The following is a 15,602-nucleotide window of genomic DNA, read 5'->3' on the forward strand; positions in this document are numbered from 1 at the left end:
GTCAGGGACAGGGGTGTGTCTGTGAACGCGGGGCCGTAGGTGGGGTCCGGGGGGGACTGAGTGAAGGTGGTGGCCAGGACCTCTTCGGCGATCAATGGCGTGTGTTCCGTCAGCGCCTCGGTCGTCGCCGGCGAGGTGCTCGTCCAGCGGACGTCGATCCGGTCCGCCACATCCAGGCCGCTGTTCTTGCGCGCCTCCTGGATCAGGCGGATCGCGTCCCGCGCCAGCCCCGCGAGCCGCAGCTCCGGTGTGATCTCCAGGTCGAGCGCGACCGTCGCGCCCGCGTCGGACGCCACCGACCAACCCTCACGCGGCGTCTCCGTGATGATGACCTCCTCCGGGGAGAGGGCCACCAGCTCGCCGTCCACCGTCACCGCCGCCTCACCCCCGCGCAGTGCGAGCGACAGCTCCGCCGCGTCCGCCTCCGCCACCGCCTTCGCCACCGCCTGGACGCCCTTGCCGAAACGCTTGCCCAGCGCCCGGAAGTTCGCCTTCGCCGTGGTGTCCACCAGCGAGCCGCCCACCTCGGCGAGCGTCGCCAGCGAGGAGACATTCAGCTCGTCGGTGATCTGAGTCCGCAGTTCGGGGGAGAGCGCCTCGAACCCGGTCGCCGCGATCAGCGCCCGCGACAGCGGCTGCCGGGTCTTCACCCCCGACTCCGCCCGCGTCGCCCGGCCCAGCTCCACCAGCCTCCGTACCAGTGTCATCTGCTGCGAGAGCGCCGGGTCGACCGCCGTGAGGTCGGGCTCCGGCCAGGTCGCGAGATGCACCGACTCGACCGCGCCCGGCGTCACCGGCACCACCATGTCCTGCCAGACCCGCTCCGTGATGAACGGCGTCAGCGGCGCCATCAGCCGCGTGACCGTCTCCACCACATCGTGCAGCGTGCGCAGCGCCGCCTTGTCGCCCTGCCAGAAGCGGCGGCGCGAGCGGCGGACGTACCAGTTGGACAGGTCGTCCACGAACGCCGAGAGCAGCTTGCCGGTGCGCTGCGTGTCGTACGTCTCCATCGCCTGTGTCGTCCGGTCGACCAGCGTGTGCAGCTCACCGAGGAGCCAGCGGTCCAGCAGCGGCCGGTCGGCCGGCGCCGGGTCGGCCGCGCTGGGCGCCCAGCCGGACGTACGGGCGTACAGGGCCTGGAAGGCCACCGTGTTCCAGTACGTCAGCAGCGTCTTGCGGACGACCTCCTGGATCGTGCCGTGCCCGACGCGCCGCGCCGCCCAGGGGGAGCCGCCGGCCGCCATGAACCAGCGGACCGCGTCCGCGCCGTGCTGGTCCATCAGCGGGATCGGCTGGAGGATGTTGCCCAGGTGCTTGGACATCTTCCGGCCGTCCTCGGCGAGGATGTGGCCCAGGCAGACCACGTTCTCGTACGACGACTTGTCGAACACCAGGGTGCCGACGGCCATCAGCGTGTAGAACCAGCCGCGGGTCTGGTCGATGGCCTCCGAGATGAACTGCGCCGGGTAGCGCTTCTCGAAGAGGTCCTTGTTCTTGTACGGGTAGCCCCACTGCGCGAACGGCATCGAACCCGAGTCGTACCAGGCGTCGATGACCTCGGGGACCCGGACCGCCTCCAGCGAGCAGCCCTCGGCGGGGCACGTGAAGGTGACGGCGTCGATGAAGGGGCGGTGCGGGTCCAGGGCGGACTGGTCGGTGCCCGTCAGCTCCGTCAGCTCCGCGCGCGAGCCCACACAGGTCAGATGGTTCCCATCGCAGCGCCAGATGGGCAGCGGGGTGCCCCAGTAGCGGTTGCGGGAGAGGGCCCAGTCGACGTTGTTGTCGAGCCAGTCGCCGTACCGGCCGTGCTTGACCGAGTCCGGGAACCAGTTGGTCTTCTCGTTCTCGTCGAGCAGCCGGTCCTTGACCGCGGTCGTACGGATGTACCAGGACGGCTGCGCGTAGTAGAGGAGCGCCGTGTGGCAGCGCCAGCAGTGCGGGTAGCTGTGCTCGTACGGGACGTGCCGGAACAGCAGCCCGCGCTCGCGCAGGTCCTCGGTCAGCGCTTCGTCCGCCTTCTTGAAGAAGACACCGCCGATCAGCGGGACGTCCTCCTCGAAGGTGCCGTCCGGGCGGACCGGGTTGACGACGGGCAGGCCGTACGCGCGGCCGACCTTGAGGTCGTCCTCGCCGAAGGCCGGGGACTGGTGGACCAGGCCCGTACCGTCCTCCGTGGTGACGTACTCGGCGTTGACGACATAGTGCGCCTCGGTGCCGTCGGGGAAGCCGATCAGAGCGAAGGGACGGTCGTACGTCCAGAACTCCATCTCACGGCCGGTGAAGGACTCGCCGGTGGTCTCCCAGCCCTCGCCCAGCGCCTTCTCCAGCAGTGGCCGGGCCACGACGAGCTTCTCCTCGCCGTCGGTAGCGACGACGTACTCGACCTCGGGGTGCGCGGCCACGGCGGTGTTCGAGACGAGGGTCCACGGTGTGGTCGTCCACACCAGCAGCGACGCCTGGCCCGCGAGCGGTCCCGAGGTGAGCGGGAAGCGGACATAGACCGAGGGGTCGACGACCGTCTCGTACCCCTGCGCGAGCTCGTGGTCGGAGAGGCCGGTCTGGTCGCGCGGGCACCAGGGCGCGACGCGGTAGTCCTGGACCAGCAGGCCCTTGCCGAAGATCTCCTTCAGCGACCACCAGACGGAGTCGATGTACTCCGGGTCCATGGTGCGGTAGGCGTCGTCCAGGTCGACCCAGTACCCCATGCGGGTCGTCAGCTCGGCGAAGGCGTCGGTGTGCCGGGTCACGGACGCGCGGCACCGGTCGTTGAACGCCGCGATGCCGTACGCCTCGATGTCCTTCTTGCCGTCGAAGCCCAGCTCCTTCTCGACCGCCAGCTCCACGGGCAGGCCATGGCAGTCCCAGCCGGCCTTGCGGGCGACGTGGTATCCGCGCATGGTGCGGAAGCGCGGGAAGACGTCCTTGAAGACACGGGCCTCGATGTGGTGTGCGCCTGGCATGCCGTTGGCGGTGGGCGGGCCCTCGTAGAACACCCACTCCGGGCGGCCCTCGGACCGCTCCAGGCTCTTGTCGAAGATCTTGCTGTCACGCCAGAAATCGAGCACGGCGTGCTCCAGCGCGGGCAGGTCGACCTGGGCGGGCACCTGGCGGTACTGGGGCGGGGTCACTGGTGTCATGGGGCGCTTCCTCCGGCGGAACTGCGACTTCTCCGTCGGAGGGACGAGAGACTCGCTCCCGCGGTACCACCCTCCTTGGCCCCGGGCGCGCACCGCCCGTGGCCCCCTCATTGGGGTCGCGCTGCCGGTTCTACTCACCCCGGTCCGGGCATGGACCTGGGCTTTCTTCCGGCGGCTCCGGGGTGATCCTTCACTTCGCGCTCTGCCCCCGGGCTCGCACCGTCCCCGGGTCGCTCATGGCCGCGTACGACGCTACTCGTCCCCATCCACGCCTTTCGCTGGGCCCAGTGTACGGGGCGGTGGCGGGCGGGGCCGACCGGTTTTCGGCAGCAGTGCCGTACGGCCGAACGTATGACCCGAATGGTGATACCGGCCTTTTTACGGTTCGTGGCAGGCCGGCGGCGGATTACCCGGCGGGGAGCTGGGCACAACGGATGCAGGCTCGTCTTGTCACGTCGGGGGAGGGGCCGAACCGGCGGCGTGCCCCGTTGCCGCGGGGCTGGTGTCGATTTATCGTCCCAGCACGATTCGCGAGCAAGATCACAATGTGCGAAGGGGCCGCGGCCATGGTGGCGAAGAAGACCGCCGCGAAGAAGTCGTCCGCGGCGCGACCCACGGCCAGGAGCGCCGCCAGGGCCACGGCGAGGACCGCGGCGCAGTCCTCAGCGGCGAAGAAGGCGCCGACGAAGCAGTCCACCCCGAAGAAGACCTCGATGAACAAGGCCACCACGAACAAGGCCACCACCAAGAGGGCCGCGGCCGCCAAGAAGGCACCGGCCAAGAAGACGGCCGCGAAGAAAGCGCCGGCCAAGAAGGCACCCGCCAAGAAGGCCGCCGCGAAGAAGACACCGGCCGAGCCGGCACCGGCCGAGCGGACATCGGCCGGGAAAGCGCGGACATCGGCCGGAAAAGCAACGGCAACGGCAAAGAAGGCGTCAGCCAGGAAAGCAGCGGCCAAGAAGGAAGCGGCCAAGGAAGCGCCGGCGAAGAAGGCGCCGGCAAGGAAGGCGCCGGCGAAGAAGGCACCGGGCAGGAAGGCCGCCGCTGAGAAGACGGTCGCGAAGAAGGCAGCGAAAAAGGCGCCCGAGAGCAGGGCACCTGCGAAGAAGGCCGCGTCCGCGGCCGAGGGGGCGGCCAAGGCCGCGGAACAGACGGGAGCCAAAACGGTGGGAGCGAAGAAGACTGCGGGCGGCAGGAGCACAGCGGCCGGCGAGCCCGCCACGGGAGCCGCGACAGCGGTCCCCACGGCGCGCGCCGCCGCGACACGCCCCGAGGAGCTGGCCGTACGGCCCGGCGAGGACCCGTGGACCGCGGAGGAGGTCGACGCGGCCAGGGACGAGCTGGAGGGCGAGATCGCCCGGCTGACCGCCGAGATCACCTCGTCCGAGACCGCGCTGGTCGGACTGATGCGGGACTCCGGCGACGGGGCCGGGGACGACGACGCGGACACCGGCACCAAGAACATCACGCGCGAGCACGAGATGGCGCTCGCCGCCAACGCCCGCGAGATGCTGGAGCAGACCGAGAGGGCGCTCCAGCGGCTCGACTCCGGTACGTACGGACTCTGCGAGATCTGCGGCAACCCCATCGGCAAGGCCAGGATGCAGGCGTTCCCGCGGGCCACGCTGTGCGTGGAGGACAAGCAAAGGCAGGAACGTCGAGGCTGAAGGCGTACGGGTGTGCCGTACGCTCGTCCTCAGTCAGGCGTCTAGGTTGAGGGACTCAGGTGGCAGAGGCGGAGCGCGTTATCGGTACACCGGACGGCCCGGATGTTGACGACGAGACCGCGGCTCCCGCAGAGGGGACCGCGGCCCGGCCGTCCGGGGCCGCCGCGGGGCAGGCCGAGCCCGAGTCCGGGCAGGCGGAACAGGCTGAGCCGGCCGGGCAGTCAAGGGGCAGGCGCAGGATCGCCACGCTCTTCACCGTCGCACTCCTCGCCTATCTGCTGGACCTCGGTTCCAAGATGCTCGTGGTGGCCAAGCTGGAGCACCACGAACCGATCGAGGTCATCGGCGATCTGCTGAAGTTCGAGGCCATCAGGAACCCCGGCGCCGCCTTCGGCGTCGGCGAGGCATTCACGGTGATCTTCACGATCATCGCGGCCACCGTGATCGTGGTGATCGCCCGGCTGGCGCGCAAGCTCTACAGCCTGCCCTGGGCGATCGCGCTCGGGCTGCTGCTCGGCGGGGCGCTGGGCAATCTCACCGACCGGATCTTTCGCTCGCCCGGGGTCTTCCAGGGCGCGGTCGTGGACTTCATCGCCCCGGCGCACTTCGCGGTCTTCAATCTCGCCGACTCGGCGATCGTCTGCGGCGGCGTTCTCATCGTGCTGCTGTCGTTCCGGGGCCTCGATCCCGACGGGACCGTGCACAAGGACTGACCGGGACCGTCCGGACCGTCCACCGGCACCGCACCGGCTGTCCACAGGCGCCGAGCAGGACCGGTCGGCCCCGCCCGGGTTGTCCACAGGCGGGACCGGCCACCAGGCCCGACAGGGCATACTCGACGAGTGAGCTTTCCCGAGATCAGAACGCTGCCCGTACCCGACGGCCTGGAGGGCGAGCGGGTCGACGCCGCCATAGCCCGTATGTTCGGGTTCTCCCGTACGAAGGCCGCGGAGCTGGCCGCCACCGGCAAGGTCCAGGTCGACGGCTCCGTCGTCGGGAAGTCCGAGCGGGTCAACGGCGGCGCCTGGCTCGAAGTGGAGATGCCCCCGGCGGCGGCGCCCCTGGAGATCGTGGCCGAGCCCGTCGAGGGGATGGAGATCGTCCATGACGACGACGACATCGTGGTGATCGTCAAGCCGGTCGGGGTGGCCGCGCACCCGAGCCCGGGCTGGACGGGTACGACGGTCATCGGTGGCCTCGCGGCGGCCGGGTACCGGATCTCCACCTCCGGGGCGGCCGAGCGGCAGGGCATTGTGCACCGGCTCGATGTCGGGACCTCGGGGCTGATGGTCGTGGCCAAGTCGGAGCGTGCGTACACCCTGCTCAAGGGGCAGTTCCGGGACCGGGTCGTCGACAAGCGGTACCACGCGCTGGTGCAGGGGCATCCGGACCCGATGAGCGGGACCATCGACGCTCCGATCGGGCGGCATCCGCAGCACGACTACAAGTGGGCGGTGACCGCGGAGGGCAAGGCGTCGGTCACGCACTACGACCTGATCGAGGCGTTCCGGTCGGCCTCGCTGCTCGACATCAAGCTGGAGACGGGCCGTACGCACCAGATCCGGGTGCACATGTCGGCCCACCGGCACCCCTGCGTGGGCGATCTGACGTATGGGGCCGATCCGACGCTGGCGAAGCGGCTGGGGCTGACCCGGCAGTGGCTGCACGCGGTACGGCTGGGCTTCGAGCACCCGGCGGACGGGCAGTGGGTCGAGTTCTCCAGTACGTATCCCGAGGATCTGCAGCGGGCGCTGGACCGGGTCAGGGCGGAGAGCAACGGATGACCGGGGGCTTCACGATCCGGGTGGCGAAGGGCCCGGCGGACATCGAGGCGTGCTTCGCGGTCCGCAAGGAGGTCTTCGTCGTCGAGCAGCAGGTCGCCGAGGACATCGAGTACGACGGGCGGGACGAGCAGGCGCTCCAGGTGCTGGCCGTCCGCGAGGACGGGACGCCGCTGGGCACCGGGCGGCTGCTGTACGGCCCCGATGCCGCCGACCGGACCGGCGGGGATCCGGCCGTGGGCTCGCTGGGGCGGCTCGCGGTCACCGCGGCGGCCCGGGGCGGGGGCGTCGGCGCCGCGCTGGTGCGGGCCATCGAGGACGCGGCCCGGGAGCTGGGCCTCGCGGTGGTGGATCTGCACGCGCAGTCGCATGCGTTGGGGTTCTACGAGCGGCTCGGGTACGAGGCGTACGGACCGGAGTTCATGGACGCGGGCATACCGCACCGCTCGATGCGCCGCGCGATTTAGGGCTTGCCGCGGGTTCGGGGCTGTTGGTCCGGGGCTGTTGGTGCGGGGCCGTCGGTGCGGGCCTGGTCACCGACGGCCTTCGTCGAGGCCGCTGTTGAGGTTCCCGACCGTCGGGGCTTGTGAGGGCAGGAGGGCGCATCGTGGACCAACTGGCCCTGCTGCTCGTGCTGTTGCTCGGCGCGGTGGTCACGGTGCCGTTGGGGGAGCGGCTCCGGCTGCCCGCGCCGGTGCTGATGACCCTCCTGGGGATCGTGCTGGCTCTGCTGCCCTTCGTACCGAATGTCCAGGTGCCCCCGGACTTCATCCTGCCGCTGCTGCTGCCGCCCCTGCTCTACGCCGCCGTACAGCGCACGTCCTGGCGGCAGTTCGCCGCCAACAAGCGCCCCATCTTCCTGCTCGCGGTCGCGCTGGTCTTCGTCACGACGGCGGCGGTCGCGGCCGTCGCCCATTCCATCGTGCCCGGACTCCCCATCGCCGCCGCCGTCGCGCTCGGCGCGCTGGTGGCGCCGCCCGACCCGGTCGCGGCGACCGCCGTCGCCGGTTCGCTCGGACTGCCCCGGCGGCTGGTCTCGATCCTGGAGGGCGAGGGCCTCTTCAACGATGTCACCGCGATCGTGCTCTACCACGTGGCGATCGCGGCGGCCGTCAGCGGCACTTTCTCCTGGCCGGGCGCGGCCGGGTCGTTCGTGCTCTCCGCGGTGGTGGCCGTGGCGGTGGGACTCGCGCTGGGCTGGATCTCGAACAAGCTGATGTCGGTGCTCGGGGACGCGACCCTTCAGGTCGGGCTCACGCTCCTGGTGCCGTTCGTGAGCTATGTGCTGGCCGAGGAGCTGCTCGGCTCGGGCGTCCTCGCCGTACTCACCACCGCGCTGTTCCTCGCCGAGCACACCGCCGACGCGGACGATGTGATGGGGCGGCTGGCCGGCAACTCGTTCTGGCGGATCGTCGATGTCCTGGTGACCGGTGTCGCCTTCGGACTCATCGGGCTGGAGCTCCACAACGCCTTCGGCGCCACCGGGCTCGGGCTGGGCCGGATGCTCGGCTGGGGCGCGGTGGTCGTGGGGGTCGTCGTCGGCGTACGGCTGCTGTGGCTGCTGCCCGCCACCTGGCTGGCCAAGCGGATGCACAAGCTCCGCGACTACGACGAGGACATCCCCGTCGGCTGGCGCGAGACCGTGGTGATGTGGTGGGCCGGGATGCGCGGGGTGGCCTCGGTCGCGCTGGCGCTTGCGATCCCGCTGGAGACCGACGCGGGGCATCCGTTCCCGGGCCGGGACGAGATCATCTTCATCGCCTTCGCGGTGATCGTGACCACCTTGGTGTTCCAGGGGCTGACCCTGCCCTGGCTGGTGCGGACACTCGGTGTACGGGCCGACACGGACGCCGAGCGCGAGCTGGAGCACTCGCTCGCCGTGCGCGCCGCGAAGGCGGCCAGACACCGGCTGAAGGAGATCGAGAACGTCGAGGAGCTGCCCGAGGACATCAGCGAGCGGCTGGCGCGGGCGGCGTTCGACATCGGGGTACGGATCAGCCCCGACATCGTCGACGACGAGCGGCGGGAATGGGTCGTGGGCCGGGTGGCCCGGCTCAGGACCATGCAGCGCATCCAGCGCGAGATGATGTCGGCGGCCCGGCACGAGGTCCTCGCGGCCCGCAGTGAACCGGGCACCGATCCCGAGGTCGTCGACCGCGTCCTGCGCCATCTGGATGTCCGCAGCATGCGGTGAGACGCCCGGCCAGTCCGTCCGGCCCCTCAGTCCGCCGGGCCCCTCAGTCGCGGGCGGGGCGCGGGCGGTCTGGGTCCTCGGCGCGGGCGGCCCCGGCGGTGTCGCCGTCGTCCCGTCCGTCCCGTTCCGTGCGGCTCTGCGACGGGAGGACCGCCGCGGGCGCCGTGCCGATCCTCGGCAGCGCGTACGGATGCTGCTCGGCCAGCCAGGCCAGCATCCGCTCCCGTACGTCGCACCGCGCCGTCCACAGGTCGTCCGCGTCCTTGGCCGTGACCACCGCGCGTACCTCCATGGTGCTCGGCGTGGTGTCGGTCACCGCGAGATTCCAGGCGCGGCCGTCCCAGGCAGGGCACTCCAGCAGGATCGCGTGCAGCTTGTCGCGCATCAGCGGCACCGGCGCCGAGTGGTCGAGGTGGAAGAAGACCGTGCCGGTCATCTGGATCCCGCCGCGCGACCAGTTCTCGAACGGCTTGCTGGTGAAGTACGACACGGGCATCGTGATGCGCCGCTCGTCCCAGGTCCGTACCGCGAGGAAGGTGAGCGTGACCTCCTCGACCACGCCCCACTCGCCGTCCACCACCACGGTGTCGCCGATCCGCACCATGTCGCCGAACGCGATCTGGAAGCCCGCGAAGAGATTGCCGAGCGTGGACTGCGCGGCGATTCCCGCGACGATCCCGATGATGCCCGCGGAGGCCAGCATCGAGGTGCCCAGTGCCCGCATGTCGGGGAAGGTGAGCAGGATCGCCGCCACGGCCACCACGCCGACGACCGCGGTCACGATCCGCATGATCAGGGTCACCTGGGTACGGACCCGGCGGACCCGGGCCGGGTCACGGGTGGTGGAGGCGTAACGGTCGTACGCCGACTCGACCACCGCCGAGGCGATCCGTACGACCAGCCACGCGCCGGCGCCGATGAGCACCAGCGACAGCGCCCGGCCGATCCCCGCGTCGTGGTCCTCGAGGACCGCCCACCCCGTCTCCCGGAACGAGCCGCGCAGCAGCGCCGTGAGCAGGACCAGCCGCAGCGGCGTACGGCACTCGCGCAGCAGCCCCCACAGCGGGATCCCGGGTCGGCGCTGGTCGGCGCGCCGCAGCAGCAGGTCGGCCGCCCAGCCGATGGCGAGGGCGAGCAGGACCGCACCCCCGAGCACGATCAGTGGACGCAGTACGTTCTCCATGGCTCCCTCGCTGGGACGACGGCACGGGCGGCTGGCAGGATGGCCGGATGGACATCATGCTCTTCCATTCCGTCTACGGTCTGCGTCCCGGGGTGCGCGCGGCGGCCGACCGGCTGCGCGCCGAGGGGCATCAGGTGCATCTGCCCGACCTCTTCGAGGGGCAGGTCTTCGAGACCGCGGAGGAGGGCAGGAAGCTGCGGGAGGAGATCGGCCACGAGGAGCTGCTGCGGCGGGCGGTCCTGGCCGCCGCGCCGTACTCCGAGCGCGGTCTGGTGTACGCGGGCTTCTCGCTCGGCGGCTCCATCGCGCAGAATCTGGCGCTGGGCGACACCAAGGCGCGCGGGCTGCTGCTGATGCACGGCACGTCCGACATCGCGGACAACGCCTCGGTCGACGAACTGCCCGTACAGCTCCATGTCGCGGACCCGGACGTCTCCGAGCCGCACGACTGGCTGACCGCGTGGTATCTGCGGATGCGGCGGGCCGGGGCCGATGTGGAGATCTACCGCTACCCGGGGGTGGGGCACCTCTACACGGACCCGGACCTGCCGGACTACGACGAGGCGGCGGCCGAGGAGACCTGGCGGACCGGACTGGCGTTCATCGCGTCACTCTGAGGCCCGGTCGCTCCGGGGCCCGTGCCGCACCGAGGCCTGTGCCGTGCGCCGGGGCCGGTGTCCTGTGTCGCCCCGGCCGCCGCTTCGTCCCGCGGACGCGGCTCAACGTACGGGCTCCTCCGCCCGTTCCACCCGCTGGGTGCCGGACAGGGTGCGGTACGAGCGGGCCCAGGAGGTGGTCGCCTCGGGGTCCGTCCGGTCGGAGATGGTGTAGTAGTCCATCTGCGCCCGCTCGGCGGTGACATCGAGGACGCCGTAGCCGTGGTGGTCCATGTCCACCCACTTCACATGGCGGTTGGCGAGCTTCACGGCCGCCGACGCGACCACGGAGACCGTTCCGGCCGGGACATGGAGGATGTCGTCCAGGTTGTCGGAGGTGACGGAGGTGACCACGAACTCCGTGGCGGCGGAGGCGGAGAGCGGATAGGTGGCCGCCGTCACCGGCACCTCGTTGGCCCAGGCCATATGGATGTCACCGGTCAGGAAGACGGTGTTCCTGATGCCGCGCTGGGTGAGATGCGAGAGCAGCTCCTTGCGGTCGTGCGTGTAGCCGTCCCACTGGTCGACATTGACCGCGAGCCCCTCCTCGGGCAGGCCCAGCAACTCGGCTATCGGGCCCAGCAGATGGGCGGGTACGGAGCCGAAGGCAACCGGCGAGATCATCACCGAGGTGCCGACCAGCTTCCAGGCGGTGTCCGAGCCCGCCAGGCCCGCCTTCAGCCAGTCGAGCTGGGCGCGGCCGGTGATCGTACGCTCCGGGTCGTCCACCGCGCCGCTGCCGACGGTCGTCTGCTGGGAGCGGAAGGAGCGCAGGTCCAGCAGGTGCAGATCGGCGAGCGAGCCGAAGCGGAGCCGGCGGTAGACCGTGCCCTCGGTGGAGGCGCGGACGGGCATCCACTCGAAGTACGCCTGCCGGGCCGCCGCCGCGCGGTCGGCCCAGGCGCCCTCCGTACCCGGTGTGTGGTTCTGCGCGCCGCCCGACCAGGCGTCGTTGGCGAACTCGTGGTCGTCCCAGATGGCGATCACGGGGTGGGTGGCGTGCAGGGCCGCCAGGTCGGCGTCCGACTTGTAACGGCCGTGGCGGGTGCGGTAGTCGGCGAGGCTGACGATCTCGTGCTCCGGCTCGTGCCGCCGTACGGTGTACTCCGCCGCGGGGAAGTCGCCGGTCGCGTACTCGTACAGGTAGTCGCCGAGGTGGAGGACGGCGTCCAGATCGGTGCGCGCGGCGAGATGGCGGTACGCCGAGAAGTGACCGGCCTCCCAGTTGGCGCAGGAGACCACTCCGAAGCGGACACCCGGTGCGGCGGCGTCGGGCGCGGGGGCGGTGCGCGTACGGCCGACGGGGGAGACGGCCCCGCCCGCGGTGAACCGGAAGTAATAGGTGCTCGCCTGGCGAAGACCCCTTACATCGGCCTTGACGGTGTGGTCCGAGGCGGCCCGTGCGACGGTGGCGCCCCGGGCGACGACGGAGGCGAACCGCCGGTCCTCGGCGACCTCCCAGGCCACCTCGGTGTCGGCGCCCCTGCCGGAGCCGGGGACGGCATCGGGGGAGGGGGTGACCCGGGTCCAGAGCAGGATGCCGTCCGGGAGCGGGTCTCCGGAGGCGACACCGTGGAGGAAGGCGGGGGTCTCGGCGGCGGAGGCGGTGCCGCAGAGAACGGCCGGGGCGGCGACAGCGGTGACGGTGACGGCGGCGGTGGCGGCAGCGGCCTTGACGACCGTGCGGCGACGCGGCGAAGAAGGCGGGAGACTGGTCACGGGCGATGAGATTACTGACCGGTAAGCCGACAGGGCAGGCGAATCGGGAATGTTCGCCTGCCCGTCGGACACCGGCCGCGCACTGGCCACCGCCCGGGGGCTGCCGCGCGAGGACAGGCCCGCGCGGGTGCGGCAGCCCTCTCCGGGCGGCCCCGGAACGACCCGTCAACTCCCTTACGCGGCCAGGGCCTTGGTGAGTGCCGCGGTGAACTCCGGCACCGTCATTGGCGGGTTCTCGCTGCCCTCCGAGGTGAGCTTCTTGCCGTCCATCTTGAGCGTCGGGGTGCCGGTCACACCGCTCTTGTCGAAGACCGCCGACATCTTCATGGCCCAGGCGTCGTACGTACCGTCCGTGACGTCCTTCTGGAACGCCTTGTTGCCCTTGAGCGCGTTCACCGAGTCGGCCACCTGGATCAGATAGCTGTCCTTGGCGAACTTGTCCTGGGTCTCCTCGGGGTGGTACTTCGCCGAGTAGAGCGCGGCCTTGTACTGGAGGAACGCCTCCGGGCTCACATTGAGTGCCGCGCCCAGCGCGGAGAGGGCGTTCTTCGAGCCGGTGCCGTTGTCGCTGTTGTCGATAAAGGTCGCGCCAACGTACTTGATCTTGAACTTGCCGGCGTCGATGTCGTTCTGGACCGTCTCGCCGACCGTCTGCTCGAAGCCCGCGCAGACCGGGCAGCGGGGGTCCTCGTACAGTTCGAGGGTCTTCTTGGCGTCCGCCTTGCCGATGACGACGGTCGTACCGTCCTTGCCCTCGGTGTTCTTCGGGGCGACGACGGCCGTCTCGTCCTTCATGGCCTCCCAGTGGGAGGGCTTGTTCGCCTGGACGACGGCGTAGCCGACACCGCCGGCTATCGCCAGGACCACGACGGCCGAGCCCGCGACGACGAACTGGCGGCGGACCCGGTCCTTCCGTGCCTGCCGCTCGCGCTCCTCGCGCAGCCGCTCGCGGGCCGCCGCCTTGCCTGACTTGCTGTTCCGTGCGCTCATGATGAATCACTCCGTGTGATGACGTGCTTCCGCTGACGCGGAGAGGACGGGGACCGACCTGCCGGGCTGCCCGCTCGGCTCAGAAGGAGCCGAGCGGCGCGAGGCGCGGCGGCCCACGCCGTCCCACGGAGTGCACAAGGAGCTGGGTACGCGAGGGCCGCGGGCGGTCTGCCGGGCGGGCGGCCTGTCGTACGGCCGTCACGGCCGTTCCCGTCACCGCGGCGGCCGCAATCAGCAGCGGCCGGAACGCGAACGCCGCCGCGGCCCGTACCAGACCGGACAGCGCGGACTCGCCGTGCCGCAGCCAGTACGCGGCCAGCAGCCCGATCGACACATGCACGGCCAGCAGCAGCCAGGGCAGGGCCGGGTCCGGAGAGTTCAGCAGGGTGGCCGCGGCGGTCTCCGGAGAGACCACGGAGGGCAGCGGAGCGCCGAAGGCCCCGCCGCAGAGGACGTCGAAGCCGACCGAGCGGAGCGACCCCGCCACGGGGCCGCCCGCCGGTCCGTAACAGACGTGCTGGCCGCTGGTGAAGACGGTGTCCGCGGCCAGTTCGAGCGGGACGAGCAGGGCGGCGATCCGCCAGAAGCCACGCTCGCGGCCCGCCGCGGCGTAGGCGAGCAGGAACACCAGGGCGCTGAGCCCGGCGACCAGGGACAGCGGCACCGGGGCCCGGGACAGCAGCACATGGGAGCCCGCGGACAGCGTCACGACCAGTGCCGTGAACAGTGCTGCCCGCGTCGCCCTGAGCCGCGTCCCGGATATGTCCATCGCCGCAGAGTGTGCCACGCGCCCCTGTAAGCAGTCCCTAAACGAGTCCCCGAACGCCCGCTGAGCTGGGACTCAGCCGGGCGTCGGACCGTCCTCGGGAGTGGGGGATGAGCCTTCAGGAGGTCAGCCGGCCGTTGCGGAACAGGTCCACGAAGATCTGGTGGTCGGCCCTGGCGCGCGCTCCGTAGCTGTGCGCGAAGTCCACCAGCAGCCGGGAGAAACCCTCCTCGTCGGCCGCGATCGCCGCGTCGATGGAGCGCTCCGTGGAGAACGGCACCAGCGAGTGGCCGCTCTCGTTGTCCGCCGCCGAGTGCATCGTGGCCGTGGCCCTGCCCAGGTCGGCGACGACCGTCGCGATCTCCTCCGGGTCGTCCAGATCCGACCAGTCCAGATCCACCGCGTACGGCGAGACCTCCGCCACGAGCTGCCCGGCCCCGTCCAGCTCGGTCCAGCCGAGCCACGGGTCGGCGTGGGCCTGGAGCGCCCGCTGCGAGATCACCGTGCGGTGGCCCTCGTGCAGGAAGTACTCGCGGACGGCGCGGTCGGTGATGTGCCGGGAGACCGCCGGGGTCTGCGCCTGCTTCATATAGATCACGACATCGTTCTCCAGGGCGTCGCTGTTGCCCTCCAGAAGGATGTTGTACGAGGGGAGGCCCGCGGAGCCGATGCCCACGCCCCGGCGGCCGACCACGTCCTTCACGCGGTACGAGTCGGGGCGGGCCAGGCTGGACTCGGGAAGGGTCTCCAGATAGCCGTCGAAGGCCGCGAGGATCTTGTACCGGGTGGCCGCGTCCAGCTCGATGGCGCCGCCGCCCGGGGCGAAGCGCCGCTCGTACTCCCGGATCTCGGTCATCGAGTCGAGCAGCCCGAAGCGCGTCCGCGAGCGGGCGGAACGCAGGGCGCCCAGCAGCGGGCCCTGCGCGGTGTCCAGATTGAAGGGCGGCACCTCGTCGTCCTTGGCGCCGGTGGCCAGGGCGTGGATCCGCAGGCGGTAGGCGTCCGCGTAGGTCTCCACCAGGCCGGTGATCTGCTCGTCGCTGAGCGCCTTGGTGTAGCCGATCAGCGCGAGGGAGGCGGCGAGGCGCTTGAGGTCCCAGGTGAAGGGGCCGATGTACGCCTCGTCGAAGTCGTTGACATTGAAGATCAGCCGGCCGTTGGCGTCCATATAGGTGCCGAAGTTCTCGGCGTGCAGGTCGCCATGGATCCAGACCCGGCCGGTGCGCTCGTCCAGGAACGGCCCGGCGCCGGTGCGCTCCCGCTCCAGGTCGTTGTAGAACAGGCACGCCGTGCCCCGGTAGAAGGCGAAAGCGGAGGCCGCCATCTTGCGGAACTTCACCTGAAAGGCCGCCGGATCGGCCGCGAGCAGCTCACCGAACGCGGTGTCGAAAACGGCGAGGATCTCCTCGCCGCGCTGCTCGTCAGCTACCTCGACAGGTCGCGGGACCGACATGGATGTGCCTCCTGGCGCATGGCTCTTGGGGGTGACATGGGGGTGACAATGGGGGG

General features: G+C 70.9%; 13 protein-coding genes. 6 read left to right on the forward strand and 7 right to left on the reverse strand.

All coding sequences use genetic code 11. The features are described 5' to 3' along the window. Both ileS and WH07_RS41920 read right to left on the reverse strand, forming a co-directional pair. Positions 1-3,128 (reverse strand): isoleucine--tRNA ligase (ileS, locus tag WH07_RS05440; RefSeq protein WP_046495994.1); only part of this gene is annotated, 3,128 nt, incomplete at its 3' end. Positions 3,129-3,543: 415 nt separating this feature from the next. After that, positions 3,544-4,275, reverse strand: a complete 732-nt coding sequence (locus WH07_RS41920; protein ID WP_332836343.1) for a hypothetical protein — start codon at positions 4,273-4,275, stop codon at positions 3,544-3,546. A gap of 28 nt (positions 4,276-4,303) precedes the next feature. Between WH07_RS41920 and WH07_RS41925 the strand changes: the two genes are divergently transcribed. The 5 genes from WH07_RS41925 (at position 4,304) to WH07_RS05465 (ending at position 8,779) form a co-directional block, all read left to right on the forward strand. Next, positions 4,304-4,804, forward strand: a complete 501-nt coding sequence (locus tag WH07_RS41925; protein ID WP_332836344.1) for a TraR/DksA family transcriptional regulator — start codon at positions 4,304-4,306, stop codon at positions 4,802-4,804. A gap of 59 nt (positions 4,805-4,863) precedes the next feature. Continuing rightward, on the forward strand, positions 4,864-5,517 hold the full coding sequence (gene lspA / locus WH07_RS05450; protein ID WP_046495996.1) for a signal peptidase II: 654 nt from the start codon (positions 4,864-4,866) through the stop codon (positions 5,515-5,517). Between the two features lie 129 nt (positions 5,518-5,646). After that, positions 5,647-6,588, forward strand: a complete 942-nt coding sequence (locus tag WH07_RS05455; RefSeq protein ID WP_046495998.1) for an RluA family pseudouridine synthase — start codon at positions 5,647-5,649, stop codon at positions 6,586-6,588. Beyond that, positions 6,585-7,052 (forward strand): GNAT family N-acetyltransferase, encoded by a 468-nt coding sequence (locus WH07_RS05460; RefSeq protein WP_046496000.1) that lies wholly within the window; start codon positions 6,585-6,587, stop codon positions 7,050-7,052. Before WH07_RS05455 ends, WH07_RS05460 begins: the two co-directional genes overlap by 4 nt. Before the next feature lie 140 nt (positions 7,053-7,192). Then, positions 7,193-8,779 carry a Na+/H+ antiporter gene (locus WH07_RS05465; protein ID WP_046496002.1) on the forward strand — a complete coding sequence of 529 codons (1,587 nt, stop codon included), beginning with the start codon at positions 7,193-7,195 and terminating at the stop codon, positions 8,777-8,779. Between the two features lie 43 nt (positions 8,780-8,822). Here the strand turns inward: WH07_RS05465 and WH07_RS05470 are convergent, their stop codons facing one another. Next, on the reverse strand, positions 8,823-9,962 hold the full coding sequence (locus tag WH07_RS05470) for a mechanosensitive ion channel family protein (protein WP_079022966.1): 1,140 nt from the start codon (positions 9,960-9,962) through the stop codon (positions 8,823-8,825). Positions 9,963-10,009: 47 nt separating this feature from the next. Here WH07_RS05470 and WH07_RS05475 point away from each other — a divergent pair, with 47 nt between their 5' ends. Then, positions 10,010-10,579 (forward strand): dienelactone hydrolase family protein, encoded by a 570-nt coding sequence (locus WH07_RS05475; protein ID WP_046496004.1) that lies wholly within the window; start codon positions 10,010-10,012, stop codon positions 10,577-10,579. A 102-nt stretch (positions 10,580-10,681) separates the two neighbouring features. Here WH07_RS05475 and WH07_RS05480 read toward each other — a convergent pair whose 3' ends face one another. From WH07_RS05480 to WH07_RS05495, 4 genes are all read right to left on the reverse strand, one after another. Next, positions 10,682-12,337 carry an alkaline phosphatase D family protein gene (locus tag WH07_RS05480; protein ID WP_046496006.1) on the reverse strand — a complete coding sequence of 552 codons (1,656 nt, stop codon included), beginning with the start codon at positions 12,335-12,337 and terminating at the stop codon, positions 10,682-10,684. A gap of 174 nt (positions 12,338-12,511) precedes the next feature. Then, positions 12,512-13,327 (reverse strand): DsbA family protein, encoded by an 816-nt coding sequence (locus WH07_RS05485; protein WP_046496007.1) that lies wholly within the window; start codon positions 13,325-13,327, stop codon positions 12,512-12,514. Positions 13,328-13,406: 79 nt separating this feature from the next. Further along, positions 13,407-14,096 carry a hypothetical protein gene (locus WH07_RS05490; RefSeq protein WP_046496009.1) on the reverse strand — a complete coding sequence of 230 codons (690 nt, stop codon included), beginning with the start codon at positions 14,094-14,096 and terminating at the stop codon, positions 13,407-13,409. Positions 14,097-14,211: 115 nt separating this feature from the next. After that, the gene (locus tag WH07_RS05495; RefSeq protein WP_046496011.1) at positions 14,212-15,546 is read right to left on the reverse strand and encodes a DUF2252 domain-containing protein; all 1,335 of its coding nucleotides are present in this window, start codon (positions 15,544-15,546) and stop codon (positions 14,212-14,214) included. Between the last annotated feature and the right edge of the window lie 56 nt (positions 15,547-15,602).

The organism is Streptomyces odonnellii (genome assembly GCF_000981895.1).
GTDB lineage: Bacteria > Actinomycetota > Actinomycetes > Streptomycetales > Streptomycetaceae > Streptomyces > Streptomyces odonnellii.

Coding starts and splice junctions, on each gene's coding strand:
- WH07_RS05460 (WP_046496000.1), top strand. CDS start 6,585: ATGACCGGGGGCTTCACGATCCGGGTGGCGAAGGGCCCGGCGGACATC.
- WH07_RS05470 (WP_079022966.1), bottom strand. CDS start 9,962: ATGGAGAACGTACTGCGTCCACTGATCGTGCTCGGGGGTGCGGTCCTG.
- WH07_RS05475 (WP_046496004.1), top strand. CDS start 10,010: ATGGACATCATGCTCTTCCATTCCGTCTACGGTCTGCGTCCCGGGGTG.
- WH07_RS05485 (WP_046496007.1), bottom strand. CDS start 13,327: ATGAGCGCACGGAACAGCAAGTCAGGCAAGGCGGCGGCCCGCGAGCGG.
- WH07_RS05490 (WP_046496009.1), bottom strand. CDS start 14,096: ATGGACATATCCGGGACGCGGCTCAGGGCGACGCGGGCAGCACTGTTC.
- WH07_RS05495 (WP_046496011.1), bottom strand. CDS start 15,546: ATGTCGGTCCCGCGACCTGTCGAGGTAGCTGACGAGCAGCGCGGCGAG.